Origin of the sequence: Actinomadura terrae, from assembly GCF_022751215.1 — a bacterium.
Classification (GTDB): domain Bacteria; phylum Actinomycetota; class Actinomycetes; order Streptosporangiales; family Streptosporangiaceae; genus Spirillospora; species Spirillospora terrae.
On sequence record NZ_JAICDG010000001.1, the window covers coordinates 341,648 to 360,445 of the forward strand.

The window sequence follows — 18,798 nt, forward strand, 5'->3', positions numbered from 1 at the left end:
CGACCGGCCCATCGTCGTATCCGCCTCGGCTCAGCCGGGCTGCCCGGCGCGCGTCCCGACCTCCGGGCGGCCCGCCAGCCAGGACCGGCCCGCCGGCGGCCGCCGGATCGCGTGCCGCAGGACGCGGGCCATCATCGCGGGCTTCATCAGCGCCTGCGGCGGGTCCATCAGCCCCGCCACCCGCATGAACCCCTCGGTGACCTTCGGGTCCTTGGTCGCCGCGTACTGGAGCCGCGCCATGTAGGCGTTGCCCATCCTGACCTTGAGCGTGCGCTCGCCCTCGACGTCGGGGAAGTCCAGGTCGCCGCCCGCCGAGATCTCCCACGGTACATCGATGATCTTGGCGATGTCGGCCAGGAACGCGCCGGGCGCGGGCGGCACCCCGCGGCGCAGGTGCTCGCGCAGCTTCATCGCCTCCAGCGACGCCACGCTCATGCCCTGCCCGTAGACGGGGTTGAAGCTGCACACCGCGTCGCCCATCACGAGCAGCCGCTCGGGCAGCCGGGTCAGCTTCTCATAGCGCCGCCGCACGCTGGCCGGGAAGCGGAACGACACCGCCTCGTCCAGCGGCTCGGCGTCGCGGATCGCCTGGTAGACGTCCGGGACGGGCAGCGTCCTGGCGAAGTCCAGGAACGCCTCGTGCTCGGTCGGCGGGTGGTCGCCGAGGATGCCGGTCAGCGACAGGATGCACGTGTCCCGGCCGACCTGCCCGAAGAACGCGCCGCGCGGATGGGCGGGGGAGGCCACCGGGTTGATGGACTGCACCCCGTCGAACCACTCCGGCTGCGTGCGGTAGTGCCGCGTCGTGTACGCGAGACCGATCTTGACCTTGTCCTCGGCCGGACGGTCGTAGCCCAGCTCGGCGAACCACGCGGGGGTACGGGAGCCGCGCCCGGTCGCGTCCACGACCAGGTCGGCGTCGAGCAGCTCCTCCTCGGCGCCCTCGACCCGCCGCCGCACCCGCACGCCGACGATCCGGTCCCGCGCCTCGTCGGCCACCAGGCCCTCGATGTAGTGCCGCTGGAGGAACGTGACGTTCGGCAGCGCCGCCACGCGGTCCCGCACGTGGTTCTCCAGCACCGGACGCGGCGCCGTCACCGACACGAGCCCCGTGTGCGCCGGACGCAGCTTCCGCGCGTTGAAGTACCAGCGCATCTCGCCGAGGTCGCCGGTCGGCACACCGTCGGCGCGCAGCTCGTCGGTGAACCCGGGGAAGAGCTCCTCCATGATCAGATGCCCGCGCGCGTGCAGGCCGTGCGCGTGGACGGTGTGCGGCGATCCCCGCCGCGACACCCGCACCCCGAGCACCTCGTCCCGGTCCACGACCAGGACCTGCCCGTAGGACTCGGCGAGCACCCGGGCGGCCAGCAGGCCCGCGATGCTCCCGCCGAGGACGACCGCCCGTTCACCGAGATTCCCGCTCATCGGCCACCCACCTTCAGGGAAAGGGGCCACCAGGGCCCGTTCGGGTGGGGCGGACCGCGTGTCACCGCCGGTTCGCCCATGGCCGGCGGAATTCGTCCGCCGGCGCACGCGACCGTCTCGTCCGGCCACATCCGAAAGGGTCACATCCGGCCGGAGACCCCACATCTTCCCGATTGCGCAGGCGCTGTGGATCTAGGAGCGCACATTGGCGGATGTGGCCGCCGGCGCCGGTCCCTAGCGTCGTCATCGGACCAGCCACCAAAGGAGGAATCCGTGGCTCTACACAAGTTGAGGCGGCGCCACGTCATCGCGGCGGCCGCGAGCGTCGTGGCGCTGGCGGTGCCCGCCGGTGCCGCCGCCGCCAACGCGGCGAACGCCGACTCCGCCGCGCGACCGCCCCGGACCCCGCACACCGGGGCCGCGTGCACCACCTGGGAGCGGCTGAGCAGCTTCGCGGTGGAGCAGCGCCGGGTGCTGAAACTGTTCAAGGGCTTCGAGGTGCTGCGAAACCAGGCCGACATGGACCGCCTCGCCAAGGTCAACCCCCAGTACGGCACCCACTACGCGCTCCTGTCCCACATGTACAACAGCATGAAGGGGGTGGGGCTGACCATCGTCAACGACGGCGCCCAGGGGCCGGGCAAGCCGACGCTGGTGTTCTACAAGCCGAACCCCCGCGTGAAGGACCCCACGAAGGCGTTCGAGCCGAACTTCCCCTACCGGCTCGCCGGCTGGGGCTACGTCAGCCCCTACACTCCCGGCAAGGCGCCCGCCTTCCCGGACGACCCCGGCCTGCGCTGCCTCAAGCCGAAGGACTCCTTCATCCACGAGCGCAGCGTCCACCCGTCCGACACCTGGTTCAACACCCGGGTCCCCCCGAAGAACGAGGCGTGGAAGGGCGAGGACCCGGCCGCCTCGTGGCCGACCGCCGAGGAGTGCAACTGCCAGGTCGGCATGGCGCACGGCCGTTTCTGGGACAGCCACCTGTTCCTGACCGGCACCCCGTTCCCGTGGGTGTCGATGTTCAACCCGGGCAAGCCCATCCCCGGCTTCGACGCGGTCCCCGGCCAGGGCTTCTTCTTCCCGGAGCGGCCCGCCTCCTGACCCCGCGCCCATCCCTTCGCATCCGACCCTTCGCACCCGCACCCCGTGCCAGTCCCGGGGCCGGGTGCGAAGCACGTCGGCCCGGTTTCGAGAGCGGCCCGGTCTTGGACGGTGGTGTCAGAGGACGGTCGGGGCGGGGTGGGGCAGCGGGTGGGCGCCGGCGGGGCGCAGCCCGTCGAAGATGATCGCGAGGTAGCGGCGCCACAGGTCGGGGGAGGCGTCCGGCAGGTACTCGGCGACGTGGTTCGGCGCGCACATCAGCAGGACGACGTCGGCGCCGGTCACGTCCGCGCGGACGACGCCCTGGTCGCGGGCGCGGTCGACCAGGATGTGCACGATCTCGAACAGCCGCGCGCGGGCCTGTGCCACCTCCGTGCCGGTCTCGCCCAGGTTGTGCAGGAACGACACGTCGCGCTGCTGGCGGCTGTGCCCGGCTACGGTGAGGAACTCCAGGAGCGCGCCGCCCGCGTCCGGGCGGTCGAGGAGGCGCTCGCCCGCCTCGCTGAGCCCGTTCAGCCGGTGGAGGATGATCGCGGAGATCAGGTCGTCCTTGGTGGGGAAGTGGCGGAACAGCGTGCCCTTCCCGACGCCCGCGCGGCGGGCGATGTCGGCGACCGAGGCGTCCGCTCCGTGCTCGGCGAACTCGTCCGCCGCCGCCGCCAGCAGGGCCTCCCGGTTGCGCGCGGCATCGGCGCGCAGCGGGCGGGACGGTGTCAGGGTCACCCCCCCAGCCTACCAAGTTGACCGTTCGGTCCGTTTAACGCTAGCGTCGCGGCTAACATGACCGTGCGGTCCGCTTATTGCCGGGCCTGCTGCTGGGAGGGCTTATGAAGGCTGCCGTCGCCACCGAGTACGGACCACCCGAGCGGTACGCGGTGGTGGATCTGCCGGTGCCCGCGCCCGGGCCCGGGCAGATCCAGGTCCGCGTCGCGGCCGCGTCCGTCAACCCCGCCGACCTCCGCCTGCCCACCGGGGAGTTCCGCGACGTCGCGCCGCTGGATTTCCCGCACGTCCTCGGCATCGACTTCGCCGGGACGGTCACGGAGACGGGCGCGGGCGTGACCGCGTTCGCGGTGGGGGACGAGATCTTCGGGCAGGCGCTGCCGCGCGCGCTGCGGCCGATGGCGGGGGCGACCCGGCCCTCGCTCGGCACCGGCACGATGGCCGAGTACGCGGTCTTCGAGGCCGATACCCCGCTGCTGGCGCACCGCCCGGCCGGTGTCGCGGCGCGGGACGCGGCGGCGCTCGCCACCACCGGCCTCACGGCGGGGGCGCTGATGGCGACGGCCAAGGCCGCCGCGGGGCAGACCGCGCTGGTGGTCGGCGCCACCGGCGGCGTCGGGACCGCGCTCGTCCCCGTCCTCGCGGCGGCGGGCGTCCGGGTGATCGCCACCGCCACCGATGACGACGCGGACGTGCTGCGCGCTCTCGGCGCCGAAAAGATCATCGGCTATACGGAAGCGGACTATCCGGCGGGCGTTGATTTGGCGTTCAACCTGGTCTTTCCCGGCGACCATCTGACCGGCGTGGCGGCGGCGCTGCGTCCGGGCGGGCACCTGCTCACGATCACCTTCCCCGTGCCGGAGCCGGAATGGCTCGGCCGGAGCGATGTCGAGCTGAGTTTCGTCCTCGACATGGACGGCGAGCTCGGCGGAATGCGCGAGGTGGGCGAACGCGCGGAGAGCGGCGTGCTGCGCGCCACGGTCGGCCGCGAGTACGGCCTGGCCGAGGCCGCGCGGGCCTGCGTCGACTTCGCGCGCACGCACACGACCGGCAAGCTCGTCGTCACGATGTGAAGGACCGGGCGCCGCGTCCCACCATTTTGGTTTCGAGCAGTTGAATTCGCATAAGGGCTGGTGGGGCGGGGCGGAATCGGCGGGTGCCGATATTTCGGCATACCGTCTGCGCAACGACCGCGCATACTCCCGCGATCGTGGGATATCGTCCCGCGTGGCACGTCTCCGGCAAACCGTGGCAGGACTCGGGCGGACGAATGCGCCGCCGCCGGCCCGCGGGGACGAGTGAGCCGGTCATCGGCCGGAAACACACGCCGGTTACAGGCCCACCGGGCGTTTGGACGCGGCGTCCGGTGCTGGGGGCGGGCGCCCGGGCCAAGGCTTGATCCCTGCCTTCCTGGGCGCCCGTTTCCCCCGCTTCCGTCGCCCGGTTCCGTCTTTCGGGCTCCCGCACGGTCAGGCGCGGCGCCAGGCCTCCAGGAGCCGGGCCGCCGAGCCGCCGATCGGGCCGACCGCGTCGGCGAGCGTGCGCGGGTCGGGCAGCCGCGCGTCCTGGACGGCCCGGACCGCCGCTCCCGCGTCCTCGATCGCGGCCGAGCAGACCGCCCGCAGGTAGTCGGGCACCTTCAGGGCCGGGTCGGTACAGCCCACCAGCGGCGTCCCCACCGCGGCGATCAGCGGGAAGATCGTCCCCGGGATGCCGATCGCGGCCTCCGCGCGGGCCGAGGCCCGCAGCGTCGGGACCGTGCTGATCTCGTACTTCTCCCACAGGCGGCGGTCCTCGCGCGGGTGCAGGCCGACCAGGACCCGCTTCCCGGCGCCCCGCAGGTTCTCGGCCGCCTTGAGCAGCAGCTCGGTACCGGGGGCGGCGCCGCCCGTCCCGTCCGGGTGGGTGACGCTCGTGACGACCAGCACCAGCCCCTTCTCCGGCGCGCGCACCGGGAGGTCGTCGGTCTGCGGCGACCCGACGACCCGGACGCGGCGGTGCGTACCGAGGTAGCTCGCGAACGCGCGGGCCTCCGCCGGGGACGAGGAGGTGACGGTGCGCAGCCGGTGCCGCAGCCACCACGCGCCCGGCGCCTCGTCCGGGCCGAGGTAGGCGAGCGAGCTGGCGGCCAGGCGCAGGTGCCGGAAGCGCCGCGCGCACTCCAGCGGCCAGTCGCCCGCCCCCGCGACGACCAGCAGGTCGGCGCGCGGCGCCCGCCGGGGGACGGCGACCGGGACCGGGTCGCCCGGCTTGATCTGGGAGAGGTCGGGGACGAGCTGCGTCAGCCGCACGCCCCGCCGCGCGGCCTCGGCGAGCAGCGGCGCGACGTGGTAGGTGCCCCAGGGCTCGTTCGTCGCGACGAGCACCCGCAGGCGGCGGTGCGGCGGCCGGTGTGAGGGGTGCCCGGCGGCGTCGGCGGGCGCGGCGTCGAGACCCAGCGCGGCGGCCCCGGCCAGCCCGCCGAGGGCGCCGCCCAACAGTGCTCTGCGCGAGGGTCCTGTTTTGTCGATCTTGTCCATCGGTGCAGCGTAGGAGCCGTTTCCGTCCAGAGGGTGAACCCCCGGCGACGGTGCGGCGCGCGTCCGCGCCGCATGTCCCGCACGGCCCCGGGACGGACGGTCACTTGCCGAGGATCAGCCGGTGATAGGTGCGCACGTCCGGGACGCCGGTGGCGGGCAGCCCGTGCTCGGACTGGAACCGCACCAGCTTCTTCTTCGTGCGGGGGCCGTGGTAGCCGGTGATCGGCAGGTCGTCGTTGTAGCGCCACTTGTTGAGCAGCACCTGCAACGCCTTGACGCAGTGGTTCTTCTGCCCGTATCCGGTGGGCGCGGCATGCGTGAGCAGGGCCGTCCAGGTGAGCGCGCCCACATTGCCGTCGAAGGACGTCAGGTAGCGCTGCTGGAAGGCGCGGACGTTCGCGGTGGTCTTCGGCCCGTAGTGCGAGGGGGCGGGCTGGTCGTAGCCGTCGCAGCTCAGAAACCATTGCAGGGCGCGGACGTTCTCGCTGACCTGCCCCTGCTTCAGGACGGGCCAGTACCCATACGGCGAGGCGTAGGGGACGGTGTCGGCCGACGCGGGGGAGGGCAGCGCCGTCCCGCCCGCGACGACGGCGGCGGCGACCAGACCGGTGACGGCGATCCGCTTCACCTTCATGGGGGTTCCTTCCGGGGTGGGGGGGTACCGGGTGTCTCTTCCGGTTACGCAGGATTAGAAGGGTGTTGACCTGCGAATGTTCGGCGATGGCCGGGTTGAGCCAGTACCGAACCGGGGCGATCGCGGCGGAATCCAAGGGACCCGTCTTGACTGTCGCGGCGGACCGGGGATCATTTCCCTGTGCGAAACCGAAGGCCGACGCGGCTGCTTGCGACGATGATGCTGCTGGGCGGGCTGCTTGCGGCCTGCGCCGATGTGGGCGACGTCGGCGGCGGCGGGGAGTCGCTGCTCGACAAGGACGCGCTGGTCGTGGGCGTCCGTCCCGACCTGCCCGGCATCGGCCTGCGCCGTCCCGGCGGCGGCTACGAGGGCTTCGACGTCGACGTCGCCCGCTATGTCGCGGGCAAGCTCGAGCGCAAGGTCCGCTTCGTCGAGGTGCTCTCGAACGACCGGCTCAAGGTGCTGACGGACGGGAAGGCCGACATGGTCCTCGCGACCCTGTCGGTGACGCCCGAGCGCAAGACGAAGGTCTCGTTCGCGGGCCCGTACTACGTGTCCTACCAGGACATCCTCGTCCGGTCGGACGAGCGGGCCAGGGCCGTCCGCGACCTCAAGGGCCGCCGGTTCTGCGGGGTCGAGGGCTCCGATCCCGTCAAGCGGCTGCTCGCGGTGCACGGGATGACGGCGAAGATCGTCTCCGCCAAGGACTACGACGCCTGCATGGCGAAGATCCGCACCCGCGCCGTGGACGCGATCACCACCAACGACGTGATCCTCGCCGGGCTCATCCGCCGGGAGGGCACCGGGTACCGGCTGGTCAACGCGCGGATCAGCGAGCAGAACACCGGGATCGGGGTGCGCCGCGGCGACGTCGACGGCTGCGAGGCGCTGAACCGGGCGATCACGAAGATGTACCAGGACGGCACCGCCGCCAAGCTGATCACCAAGTGGTTCGGCGGTACCGGCCTCGACCTGACCTACGTGGAGATCCCTCAGTTCGAGGGCTGCTCCTGACGGGCAGTCCGGTGCGCGCCGCGCCATGACCCGAGCAGCTCGCGGCGGCGCTCCCGATAGCGCGCGACGTTGGCGGTCTTGACGTCCTCGTAGCCGCGGATCATGTCCGGCAGCTCCGCGATCTGGACGGCGAGGTCGTGGCGCCGCTCGTCCAGCCCGTTGAGCAGCTCCGCGACGGTGCCGAGGTACTCGGTGACCAGGCGGCGCTCCTCGCGGCGCTGCGCGGTCACACCGAACGGGTCCAGCGGCGTACCGCGCAGCCGCCGCATCGCCCGCAGCGCCCGGAACGCCGGACGCGCCGTCCGGCCGAGGGCGATCTTCCGGTCCAGGCCGAGCGCCCGCAGGACCGGCGGATGCAGCATGTACCGGACCGACGCGCCGGGCCCGAACCGCTCCTCCACCCGCCGCGCCAGCTCGGGGTCGAGGTGCAGGCGGGCGACCTCGTACTCGTCCTTGTAGGCCATCAGCTTGTAGAGGTTGCGCGCCACGGCGATCGCGAGCCGCTGCCCCTCGACGCCGGCGGCGCGCTCGGCGTCCGCGACGCGGCCCACCGCGTTCAGGTAGCGCCTGGCCAGCGCGACATCCTGGTAGGCGGCGAGGTCGGGGACGCGAATCCGCAGGACGCGCAGCAGCTCCCCGTCGGCGCCCGACGCGGCCACCAGGTTCAGCGCGGCGGGTGCGGACGCGTCCAGCGGACGGACGACCGGCTGCACCGCCTCCGGTGCGTCGTCCGCGAACGCCGGGTCCAGGACGAGGCGGCGGCCCGCGCGGAACGCCTGCACGTTCGCCTCCACCTGGACGCCGTTGAGCGCGAGCGCCTCCTCGATCGCGGCGGCCGGAACCGGCAGCAGGCCCGACTGGTACGCGGCGCCGACCACGATGAGGTTCGCCGTGGTCGTCGAGCCGAACCAGCGCTCGGCGAGAGCCAGCGCGTCCAGCGCGACCAGCCGGTCGCCGTCGGTGTGCTCGGCGATCCGCCGGACCAGCACGGCCCCCGGCGGCAGCGCGGCCGACGTGTCGGTGATCATCCGTCCGGTCGGGACCTCGCTGGTCGACACCACCGCGCCGGTGCGGCCGGGCGCGCAGCGCCGCAGGTTCGGCTCGGACGTCCCGGCGAGCGAGTCGAACACCAGGTAGGCGTCCGCGCCGCCCGCGCCGACCATGCCCGGACGCTCCCGGCCCTTCGCGCCCCGGGGGCCGATCCGCAGGTGCGACACGACCGCGCCCGCCTTCTGGCTGAGCCCCGTCTGGTCGAGCGCGCGGGCGTCCTTGCCGTCGAGCAGCGCGGCGGTCGCGAGGACCTGGTTGACGGTGACGACGCCCGTCCCGCCGATGCCGACGAGCAGGACGTCCGCCGCGTCGGGACGCACCAGGGGCTCGGGCAGGTCACCGATCGGCTTGAGCGACGGCGCTCCGGCCTTCCGCTCGCCCGGGATCACGGTGAGGAACGACGGGCAGTCGCCGTCCAGGCAGGAGTAGTCCTTGTTGCAGGACGTCTGGTTGATCTGCGTCTTGCGGCCGAACTCGGTCTCGACCGGCTCGACGCTGAGGCAGTTCGACGCGGTGCCGCAGTCGCCGCAGCCCTCGCACACCGCCTCGTTGATCAGCACGCGCGCCGCCGGGTCCGGCGCGAGCCCGCGCTTGCGCTTGCGCCGCGTCTCCGCCGCGCACGCCTGGTCGTACAGCAGCACGGTCACGCCAGGGACCTCGCGCAGCTCCCGCTGGACGGCGTCGAGGTCGTCGCGGTGCCGGACCCGGACGCCCGGCGCCCAGTCCGTTCCGCGCGGATACCGGGCCGGATCGTCCGCGACCACGACGATCCGCGCGACGCCTTCGGCGTGCAGCATGCGGGTGACGGCCGCCGGGTCCACGCCGCCGTCGGCGTCCTGCCCGCCCGTCATCGCGACGGCCGCGTTGAACAGCAGCTTGAACGTGATGTTCGTGCCCGCCGCCACGGCCTGCCGCACCGCGAGGCTGCCCGAGTGGAAGAACGTCCCGTCGCCGAGGTTCTGGAACATGTGCGCGGTGTCGCTGAACGGCGCCGCGCCGACCCACATCGCGCCCTCGCCGCCCATCTGCGTCGTGCCGATGCTGCGGTCGTTGAACACGGTCATGATGTGGCAGCCGATGCCGCTCGCCGCGACCGACCCGTCCGGGACGACCGTCGACCGGTTGTGCGGGCAGCCCGAGCAGAAGAACGGCGTCCGTGCGGCCGACAGCAGGTTCAGCGTCGGCTTGCGCGGCGTCAGGGCCGGATCGCGCAGGTCGAGGTGCTCCTCCCCGACCCGGTCGGCGAGGAACCTCGCGAGCGCGCGGACGATCCGGTCGGCGTCCAGCCCTCCGTCGGCGGGGATCAGCGGCGTGCCGTCCGGGCCCTTCTTGCCGAGGACGGCCGGACGCTCCGCCAGGTCGTACAACACGTCCCTGAGCTGCGTCTCGACGAACGCGCGCTTCTCCTCCACCACCACGATCTCGCGCAGCCCCCGCGCGAACTCCCGCGCCTTCTCCGCGTCGAGCGGGTAGATCAAGCCCAGCCTGAGCAGCCTGACGCCGCGCCGCTCCAGACCCGCGTCGTCCAGGCCGAGCCGGTCGAGGGCCTCCCGCAGCTCAAGATAGGTGCGGCCGGCCGCGACCAGCCCGACCGTCGCCTCGACCGCGCCGTCGATGCCGTCGACACCGTTCGCTTTGGCGAATGCGGTCGCGGCCTGAAGCCGCCCCTCCAGCACCTCGGCTTCCAGCGACGTGGTGTCCTTCAGGTCGACCCCGGGCCTGCGCGTCGGCTTCCACGGCCGCCCGCGCCACTCCCACTCGGGGACGGTGAAGTCCGGGACCGGCTCGACGTCCACCACCTCGTGGGAGTCCGCCACGTCCGTCACGAGCTTGAAGCCGGTCCAGGCGCCGCTGAACCGCGACATCTCGAACCCGGCCCGGCCGAGACGCAGCACGTCCGCGATCGACGCGGGCGACAGCACCGGCATGAACGCCTCGGCCAGCGCGCCCTCCGTAGCCGACGGCAACGTCGAGGACTTGCACGACGGATCGTCGCCCACCACCGCGAGGACGCCGCCGCGCTCGCTCGTCCCGAGCCAGTTGGCATGCTTGAACGCGTCCATGGAGCGATCCACGCCGGGGGCCTTGCCGTACCAGAGCCCGAACACGCCCTCGTACCGCGGCCCGGGCAGATGCTCCACGAGCTGCGACCCGTACACCGCCGTCGCCGCCAGCTCCTCGTTCACGCCCGGGACGAACCGGATGCCATGCCGATCGAGGAGCGCCGCGTCCCGGACGAGCTGCTGGTCGAGCCCGCCCAGCGGCGACCCCCGATACCCCGACACGAACCCGGCCGTAGCCCACCCGCGCCGCGCGTCCGCGCGCCGCTGATCGAGCAGCAGCCGGACGAGCGCCTGCACACCGCCGAGGGCGATCCGTCCGCGCTCCAGCTCCAACCGGTCGCGGAGCGGGTTCTTTGGGGTGGTGGTGGGGGTCATGCGTGCATTGAGCAACTTTCGCTGAGCAGGGTGCAAGATGTGAGAGAGAGAATTGAGCGGATTGCTCAAGTGTGAGCCGAGTCACCTGCCGGAGGTGAGCGATGTGACGCGCCCCACCCTGCTCGACATCCAGATCCTGCGCCGCCTCGTCGACCAGCCCCGCATCGGCATCACCGAACTAGCCGCCAAGCTGGGCATAGCTCGCAACACCGCCCACGCACGCGTAGAACGCCTAGAACGCGAGGGCGTGATCGGACACCGCGGCCGCGAGGTCGACCTCGGCGCTCTCGGCTTCGAACTCACCGCCTTCGTGACGCTGGAGGTGGCGCAGGGCCGCCTGAGGGAGGCGGCCGGTGCGCTGTCGGCTATCCCCCGCGTGCTGGAGGTACTGGGGATCACAGGCCAGGGCGACCTGCTCGTCCGCGCCGTCGCTCCGAACGGCAAACAGCTACACGAGGTGATCGACGCCATCCTCGCCTGCCCCGGCGTGCGGCGCAGCACGACGTCCATCGTCCTGACACACCAGGTTCCTTTCCGCATCGCCCCTCTTCTGGAAGACGAGGAAAACCGCGCCCGAGCAGAGGACCGCCGCCCGGCGCGGTGACCTTGTTGGTGTTGGTTCGCTGGGATGCTGCGGCCCGGCGTCATAACTCGAATGACGGCATGGGCATGGAGGTGCGTAAGCGCGCCACCGGGCCTCTAGACCGCCTGCCGCCCCGACGAACGAGCCGCCGCACTGCACGCGCAGGCCGGTCGGTCATAGCGGATTTTTCTCCGAGGTGATGCCGGGAGACGGCGGATCAGTGGACGCGCCGTCAGGCTTCCAGGCCGTCTGCCGCAGAGACGAACGGGCCGCCGTGCTGCGTGCGCGGGGAGGTCGGTCGTGGCGGATGCCGTGTGAGGTGGTGCCGGGGCGGCGTGCCCTGGCGTGGTAACTCGGGTGACGGCGGGGGCGGCGGACGTGTGGGTGCGCCGTCGGGCCTCCGGACCGCCACCCGCACGGACGAATCGGCTTGGGGTGGGGCCTTGGGTTGGTGGCCTCGGCCGAAGTGCTCTTGGTGCGGGGCCTAATGGGTTTGGTGGGTTTGGTGGTTGTAGTGGGTTTGGTCGAGGTGGGGCGGTAGGGGACTCGGCAGTTTTTTAACCGACATTCTTTAACCGGCATTGTTCACTCGCGGTGGGGGCGGCGCTGCGTACGGGGCCGCCCCTCCAAAGTCAAGGGCGCTGCGCGTCGCTTCGCGATGGGACTTCGTCCCACCCTTGACTTTGGAGCCTCTGCGGCCCCTGGGTGCAGCTTTCGTCGGGCAGGCTCCGCCTGCCCCCTGCCCGACGCGCCGCCCCCACCGCCTCTTCAGTACGTTCACTCGTGGCACGTCCACAGCCCGCACAGCACTGGGGCACGACCCGGAACCCGGGCCGGGAGCCTGCCCGGGCGGTCCCCCCAGGCCCAGCAAAGTGCCGTGGCGTCGTGCGGTGCTGTTGGTGCCTGTAGCGGGAGACTTCGGGCTCGTCGCATCAGAGCAGCGAGAACCGGAGGGGAGGGGCCATGGGGAGGATGCCCAGGGTGAGGGGGGTGTCAAGGGGAGAGGAGCCCTCGGGGCAGAGCCGAGCCACGCCAGACGGGAGGGGGCCTGGCGGGAGGGGGCAGGGCGGGGGCCTGGAGGCGAGGGCCGGGGCCCGGAACCGGGAGGCGGGGCGCGCGGGCGGAGACCGGGGACGTGAACGGAGGCCTGCGGGCCGGGGCCCGGCAGGGGAACAGGGCCGGGGTCGGAGCCTGGGAGGGGGGTGGGCGGAGGCTCTCGGGCCGGGGCTAAGCAGGGGCGGGGCCAATGACGGAACCGGGGGCCATGGGGGCCAGGGATGGTGCGTGGGCGCTGGGCGGAGACGCGGATGGAGGCTCTCGGCCGGGGCCAGGTCGGGTGGGGCCGATGACGGGCCGGGGCCTGGAAGGGGGGTAGGTGGGGGCGCGAGAGCGGGGGCGGACGGGGCCCTCTGGCCGGGGCCGGGTCGGGCGGGGACTAACAACGGGGCCGGGGGCCTGGGAACACGGCCGGGGCCTGGCGAGGGCCAAGGGGCGGGGGCGCATCGACGAAGACCCGAGGACCGAGGACCGAGGACCGAAGACCGGGGATGGCGTCCGGAGCTTGGAGACCGGAGCCTTGGGGGCTAGGGGCCGCTGGTTTGGCGTTGTTGGCCTGGGGGGCGGTTGCTGTTTCGAGTGGGGCGGGCCGCCTGCGCGCGGGGGCGGGGGCGGAGCTGGACTCGATGGGGCGCTGAGCTCGCAGCCGGTGTCGACGCGGGGGGTTCCAACCACGGGTTCGTTGTGAGGGAGGGAATCGGGAGGGAGGGAGCGTCTTCGTTCTGCGGGAGATCTGGCGCCGGGGCGGCCGCAGCGGTGACGGGCGCGGTGGGGGAGGAGTCGAACGCCGTCGCCGTCGGCCTCGGCCTCGCCGTCGGCCTTGGGAGGCGGGTGGGGGGCGGGATGAGGCGGTAGGTGTAGCGGCCGCTCTCGTCGGTGGTGATCTGGAGCTGCGACGGGTTGGTGTGCTTGAAGCGGTTGTGCCAGCCGCAGCACAGCGCGAGCTTGTCGATGTCGGTGGGGCTGTCACCGAGTGCCCAGCCGTCGACGTGGTCGATCTCGCACAGGGTGCCGGGCACCTCGCAGCCTTGTACCGCGCACGTCGAATACAGGGCTTCGAGGACTTGGCGTTGTGCTGGGCTTGCGAATCTTCGTCGATGACCGAGGTAGAGGGGCAGGTTCCCGCGCCCCAGCAGTAGTGGGGAGACCCCGGCGTTCAGCGCGATACGGCGGGCCTGCTCGGCCGGGATCGGCGTGCCGTCGGTGAGGCGGGCGGGAGCGTCGCCGCCGGTGAGGGTCTCCAGGTCGCAGATGACGGTGACCTTGGTCGCGGTGTGCCCGCCCGCCAGGACTCCGGTCAGCGCGGCCGCCGTTCGTTCCGACAGGTCGCGGCGGTCGTCGGTGCCAGCGGGCTTGGCCAGCGGCCCGAGTGTGCCCTCCCAGATGGCGGAGTCCTCGGGGTTCAGCCAACCCTTGATGTACCGGCCGCCGTCCAGGGAACGGGTGGAGTCGATCCACGACCGTTCGTATCCGCGTCGGGAGTCGGGGTCGGGGGTCTCGGTGCCGTCCCGCTCGGCGATCACTTCGCGGATGCGCTTACCGAACGAGGCGACCTTTCCGGCCGAGAATTCCTTGTCGACCATGTCGAGCAGGATTTCTTCGGCGGCCTGGCAGTCATCGTCGTCAAGGCGAGCGACGGCCCCGGCGATGGTAGCGGCATACCCGAAAGACAGGCTTCCGCTGGCCCACCGCTCAGTGACCTGGTTGAGTCGCTGACGCTGGCGGGCGAGAGTAAGACGTTCCTTGGCGCGAGAGTCGCGCATTCCCAACCGAGATCGCAGCCACGCCTGAGTGGACGGCAACCCCCAGCGCTGCACTTCGCCGTGAGTGTCGACACGGGCGATGAGCCCGGCAAGTGCACTCTCACATTGGTCGGTGGCGGCCGCGAGGGTTTCGCTGAGTTCCATGCACGCCGCCGAGGAATCCGGCGTGGGCCGCTGAGCGAGTTCGGCGACGATGACCGAGAGAGCGTTCACCATTTCTCTGGTGGACGCCTCATCGAGGTCGATCATCATCGAACGCATATTCATATCATACCCCACTCTCATGATCAATAGAGCCCCCAAGGGCCAGAAATTCAAGAATTCATGATGATCAAAAAATACGCGCCACAATAACCCAAAAGGGGCAAACGCCAAAAACAACACCCGAACGTTAAGAGGCGGTGGGGGCGGCGCGTCGGGCAGGGGGCAGGCGGAGCCTGCCCGACGAAAGCTGCACCCAGGGGCCGCAGAGGCTCCAAAGTCAAGGGTGGGACGAAGTCCCATCGCGAAGCGACGCGAAGCGCCCTTGACTTTGGAGGGGCGGCCCCGTACGCAGCGCCGCCCCCACCGCGAGTGAACAATGAAGCTTGAACAATGATGAATACACGCTGGTGGCCAGGGCTAACTAAGTACCTGACGAACCCCGGCAGCGATCTCCAGGTCCTCGCGAGCACGTATCACCAAAGACCGAACCCCAGCGCCATCCGACGTAACCTCCGCGTCCCCCGCGACACCCGCACCCGCGCCCACACCCTCATTGCGCTCATGGTCAATACCAACGCCCAAAAACCCGAGATCCTCAGCAAGCCGTATACGCACCGACGGATCGTGCTCCCCTACACCCCCCGTAAATACAAGAACATCCAACCCGCCCAACGAAGCGACCATAGCGGCAGCACACCCACGAAGCCGATGATGATAGACATCCAAAGCGGCCAGAGCATCAACATCATAAGAAGCAGCACGAGAACGAATCTCACGCATGTCCCCAGTGCCAGTAAGCCCAAGCAGCCCGGAGTCGCGCTCAAGACCGTCATTGACCTCGGCAGCATCCACCCCATGCTTGATCAACCACAGCGGGATCCCAGGATCGAGACTCCCCGCCCGAGATGCCATGACCAGCCCCTCCAGCGGAGTGAACCCCATCGTCGTATCAACAGACACACCATTCGCTACCGCAGCCAGAGAAGCGCCAGACCCCAGATGGCAGATCACCATCCGAAAAGCAGCGGGATCGCCACCAAGCAGCTCACCGGCCCGCCGCACCGCATAGGAGAACGACAACCCATGAAACCCATACCGCCGCAGACCGAACTGCTCCCGCCACCGTGCAGGCAGGGCATAGGTTGCGGCGGCATCCGGAAGAGTGGCATGGAAAGCGGTGTCGAAGCACGCCACCGCAGGGACTCCCGGCAGCGCTGCACTGATCTCCGACAAGGCATGCAATGAAGCAGGCTGATGCAGCGGCGCCAGATCGGCAAGAGCATGCAGCCGCTCGACGACACCATCATCGACCACGACAGGCCCAGTGAAATCGCTTCCGCCATGGACGAACCGAACGCCCACCGCATCCGGCCGAGGCATGCGGGCGACGAGCGGGGCCATCTCGTGCCCCGCCCCGGACTCTTCGGCGAGTACGGTTCCGTCCGGTTCGACCAAGCTCAGCTTCAGGCTGCTGGACCCTGGATTGACCGTCAGAACACGCATAAAGCTAGAGCCGGAGCTAGAGCCAGGGCTAGAGCTACGCATCAGACAAGCTCCCTCACCGAGGCCAGGTCCAGTCGCGGATTTCCGGGGCGTCCTCGCCGTGTTCGCGGGTGTAAGCACGTAGCCGGAGCCGTTCATCGGCCATACGCTGTCGGATGTGGGCGACCCGGCCGCCAAGCGACGGAACGCGGTCGATGACGTCCATGACGAGGTGGAAGCGGTCCAGGTCGTTGAGCATGACCATGTCGAACGGCGTCGTGGTGGTGCCCTCCTCCTTGTAGCCGCGGACGTGCAGGTTGTGGTGTCCGTTGCGGCGGTAGGTGAGCCGGTGGATCAGGTACGGGTAACCATGGAAGGCGAAGATGACCGGCTTGTCCGTGGTGAACAGCGCGTCGAAGTCGCGTTCGGGAAGGCCGTGCGGGTGCTCGGAGTCGGGTTGCAGCCTCATCAGATCGACGACGTTCACGACGCGGACGCGCAACTCGGGGAACAGGTCGCGGAGCAGCGCGGCGGCAGCGAGCGTCTCCAGCGTGGGCACATCACCCGCGCAGGCCAGCACGACATCGGGATCGGCCCCATCATCAGTAGAAGCCCATTCCCAGATACCGATGCCGCGGGTGCAGTGGGCGATGGCGTCGTCCATCGGCAGCCAGTTCAGCGCGGGTTGTTTTCCGGCGACGATGACGTTGACGTAGTCGCGGGAGCGCAGGCAGTGGTCGCCGACCGATAGCAGCGTGTTGGCGTCCGGCGGCAGGTACACCCGGACGATCTCGGGCTTCTTGTTCATGACGACGTCGAGGAAGCCGGGGTCCTGGTGGGTGAAGCCGTTGTGGTCCTGGCGCCACACGTGTGAGGACAGCAGGTAGTTCAGTGAGGCGATCGGACGCCGCCACGGCAGGGCGCGAGTGACCTTCAGCCATTTGGCGTGCTGGTTGAACATCGCGTCCACGATGTGGATGAACGCCTCGTAGCTGTTGAACAGCCCGTGCCGACCGGTCAGGAGATAGCCCTCCAGCCATCCCTGGCACAGATGCTCGCTCAGCACCTCCATGACGCGTCCCTGCGCGGCCTGGTGCACGTCGGTCGGGTAGCGCTCGCCGAGGAAGACCCGGTCGGTGGCCTCGAAGACGTCCTGGAGGCGGTTGGAGGCGGTCTCGTCCGCGCCCATGATCCGGAAGTTGGACGGGTTGGCGCTGACGACGTCGCGCAGGAACGTCCCGAGCAGGCGGGTGGGCGCGGTTGTGGTCGTGCCGGGCTCGCCGACTTCCGCGGCGTAGTCGCGGAAGTCGGGCAGGTCCAGCGGGCGCAGCAGCAGGCCGCCGTTGGCGTGCGGGTTCGCGCTCATCCGCCGTTCGCCCTCGGGCGCGGACGCCAGCAGGTCCGCCACCGGACGGCCCGCGTCGTCGAACAGCTCCTCCGGGCGGTAGGAGCGCAGCCACGCCTCCAACTGCGCCAGGTGGTCGGGGTTGTCCCGAACCCCCGCGAGCGGGACCTGGTGCGAGCGCCACGTGCCCTCCACGGGCTCGCCGTCGACCTCCTTCGGGCCCGTCCACCCCTTGGGCGAGCGCAGGATGATCAGGGGCCAGCGGCGGCGCTCGACCGAACGTCCCTCCCGCGCCGCGGTCCGGGCGGCGTGCTGGATGGCCGCGATCTCGTCGAGCGCCTGGTCGAGCGCGACGGCCATCTTGCGGTGCATGGACGCGGGCTCGTCGCCGCTCACCAGGACGGGGTGGTAGCCGTAGCCGTCGAAGAGCTGGACCAGTTCCTCCTCCGGGAGCCGTGCCAGCACCGCCGGGTTGGCGATCTTGTAGCCGTTGAGGTGCAGGATCGGCAGAACGGCCCCGTCGTGCACCGGGTCCAGGAACTTGTTGGAATGCCAACTGGCCGCCAGCGGGCCCGTCTCGGCCTCCCCGTCCCCGACGATGCACGCCACCACCAGATCGGGGTTGTCGAAGGCGGCGCCGTAGGCGTGCGCCAGCGAATACCCCAACTCCCCGCCCTCATGAATCGACCCGGGCGTCTCGGGCGCGACGTGACTGGGGATTCCGCCGGGGAAGGAGAACTGGCGGAACAGCCGCGCCATCCCCGCCCCGTCCCGCGACACCTGCGGATAGACCTGGCTGTAGGTGCCCTCCAGCCACGCGTTCGCCACCGCCGCCGGGCCCCCGTGCCCCGGGCCCATGATGTAGATCATGTCCAGGTCCCGCGCCCGGATCACCCGGTTCAGATGGGCGTAGCAGAAGTTCAGGCCCGGCGAGGTGCCCCAGTGCCCCAGCAACCGCGGCTTGATGTGCTCGGGCCGCAACGGCTCACGCAGCAGCGGATTGCCCAGCAGATAGATCTGACCCGCCGACAGATAGTTCGCCGCCCGCCAGTACGCGTCGATCCGCCGCGCCTCGTCGTCCGTCAGGCCGGGGCCCGGCGAGCCACGGTCCGGCGAGCCACGGTCCGGCGAGCCACGGTCCGGCGAGCCACGGTCCGAGGAGCCACGCTCCGGCGAGGTGCGGTCGGTGACAGCGTGGTCGGACATGGGCGCGTCCCTCCGGGTCGGTGTACCGCCGGAGGATCACGTCCCCGCGATCGACACCGCTTAACCGACGGGGGCGACGGGGGCCGACGGGGCCGAGGAGGCCACGGCGGCGGGTGCGCGCCGTCTACCGCGCCGCCGTGGCCTCGTCCCCCCACCCCGGCTGGACGTCACCGGCCGTGGGGCGGCGGCAGTCGAAGGGCCGCCGCCCCGCCCCCCATACGAACCGGTGGGAGCGTCTCCGCAAGGTGCGTT

General features: G+C 71.1%; 12 protein-coding genes. 4 read left to right on the top strand and 8 right to left on the bottom strand.

Annotation, left to right across the window (positions count from 1 at the left end):
- Positions 1 to 30: 30 nt before the first annotated feature.
- Entirely contained in the window at positions 31 to 1,425 is a 1,395-nt protein-coding gene (locus K2F47_RS01535; protein ID WP_242900840.1) for an FAD-dependent oxidoreductase, read from the bottom strand.
- Positions 1,426 to 1,698: 273 nt separating this feature from the next.
- Here K2F47_RS01535 and K2F47_RS01540 point away from each other — a divergent pair, with 273 nt between their 5' ends.
- Entirely contained in the window at positions 1,699 to 2,529 is an 831-nt protein-coding gene (locus K2F47_RS01540) for a hypothetical protein (RefSeq protein ID WP_242900841.1), read from the top strand.
- Between the two features lie 117 nt (positions 2,530 to 2,646).
- Here K2F47_RS01540 and K2F47_RS01545 read toward each other — a convergent pair whose 3' ends face one another.
- Positions 2,647 to 3,252, bottom strand: coding sequence for a TetR/AcrR family transcriptional regulator (locus K2F47_RS01545; RefSeq protein ID WP_242900842.1), 606 nt, complete (start codon positions 3,250 to 3,252; stop codon positions 2,647 to 2,649).
- A gap of 104 nt (positions 3,253 to 3,356) precedes the next feature.
- On the opposite strand from K2F47_RS01545, the gene K2F47_RS01550 reads away from it, so the two are divergent.
- On the top strand, positions 3,357 to 4,325 hold the full coding sequence (locus K2F47_RS01550; protein WP_242900843.1) for an NADP-dependent oxidoreductase: 969 nt from the start codon (positions 3,357 to 3,359) through the stop codon (positions 4,323 to 4,325).
- Positions 4,326 to 4,721: 396 nt separating this feature from the next.
- Here the strand turns inward: K2F47_RS01550 and K2F47_RS01555 are convergent, their stop codons facing one another.
- Positions 4,722 to 5,771, bottom strand: a complete 1,050-nt coding sequence (locus K2F47_RS01555) for a hypothetical protein (protein WP_242900844.1) — start codon at positions 5,769 to 5,771, stop codon at positions 4,722 to 4,724.
- A gap of 100 nt (positions 5,772 to 5,871) precedes the next feature.
- The gene (locus K2F47_RS01560) at positions 5,872 to 6,405 is read right to left on the bottom strand and encodes a peptidoglycan-binding domain-containing protein (RefSeq protein WP_242900845.1); all 534 of its coding nucleotides are present in this window, start codon (positions 6,403 to 6,405) and stop codon (positions 5,872 to 5,874) included.
- 180 nt (positions 6,406 to 6,585) lie between these two features.
- Here K2F47_RS01560 and K2F47_RS01565 point away from each other — a divergent pair, with 180 nt between their 5' ends.
- Entirely contained in the window at positions 6,586 to 7,419 is an 834-nt protein-coding gene (locus tag K2F47_RS01565; RefSeq protein WP_242900846.1) for a transporter substrate-binding domain-containing protein, read from the top strand.
- Here the strand turns inward: K2F47_RS01565 and K2F47_RS01570 are convergent.
- A complete protein-coding gene (locus K2F47_RS01570; protein WP_242900847.1) occupies positions 7,398 to 10,907 on the bottom strand; it encodes an indolepyruvate ferredoxin oxidoreductase family protein in 3,510 nt (1,169 codons plus the stop codon). The two genes, K2F47_RS01565 and K2F47_RS01570, sit on opposite strands and share 22 nt — an antisense overlap.
- A gap of 94 nt (positions 10,908 to 11,001) precedes the next feature.
- On the opposite strand from K2F47_RS01570, the gene K2F47_RS01575 reads away from it, so the two are divergent.
- The gene (locus K2F47_RS01575) at positions 11,002 to 11,511 is read left to right on the top strand and encodes an Lrp/AsnC family transcriptional regulator (protein WP_242900848.1); all 510 of its coding nucleotides are present in this window, start codon (positions 11,002 to 11,004) and stop codon (positions 11,509 to 11,511) included.
- Between the two features lie 1,562 nt (positions 11,512 to 13,073).
- Here K2F47_RS01575 and K2F47_RS01580 read toward each other — a convergent pair.
- The 3 genes from K2F47_RS01580 to K2F47_RS01590 form a co-directional block, all read right to left on the bottom strand.
- Positions 13,074 to 14,627 (bottom strand): HNH endonuclease signature motif containing protein, encoded by a 1,554-nt coding sequence (locus K2F47_RS01580; RefSeq protein ID WP_242900849.1) that lies wholly within the window; start codon positions 14,625 to 14,627, stop codon positions 13,074 to 13,076.
- A gap of 303 nt (positions 14,628 to 14,930) precedes the next feature.
- On the bottom strand, positions 14,931 to 16,016 hold the full coding sequence (locus K2F47_RS01585; protein WP_242900850.1) for an acetate/propionate family kinase: 1,086 nt from the start codon (positions 16,014 to 16,016) through the stop codon (positions 14,931 to 14,933).
- Between the two features lie 55 nt (positions 16,017 to 16,071).
- A complete protein-coding gene (locus K2F47_RS01590) occupies positions 16,072 to 18,546 on the bottom strand; it encodes a phosphoketolase family protein (RefSeq protein ID WP_242900851.1) in 2,475 nt (824 codons plus the stop codon).
- Positions 18,547 to 18,798 lie beyond the last annotated feature (252 nt).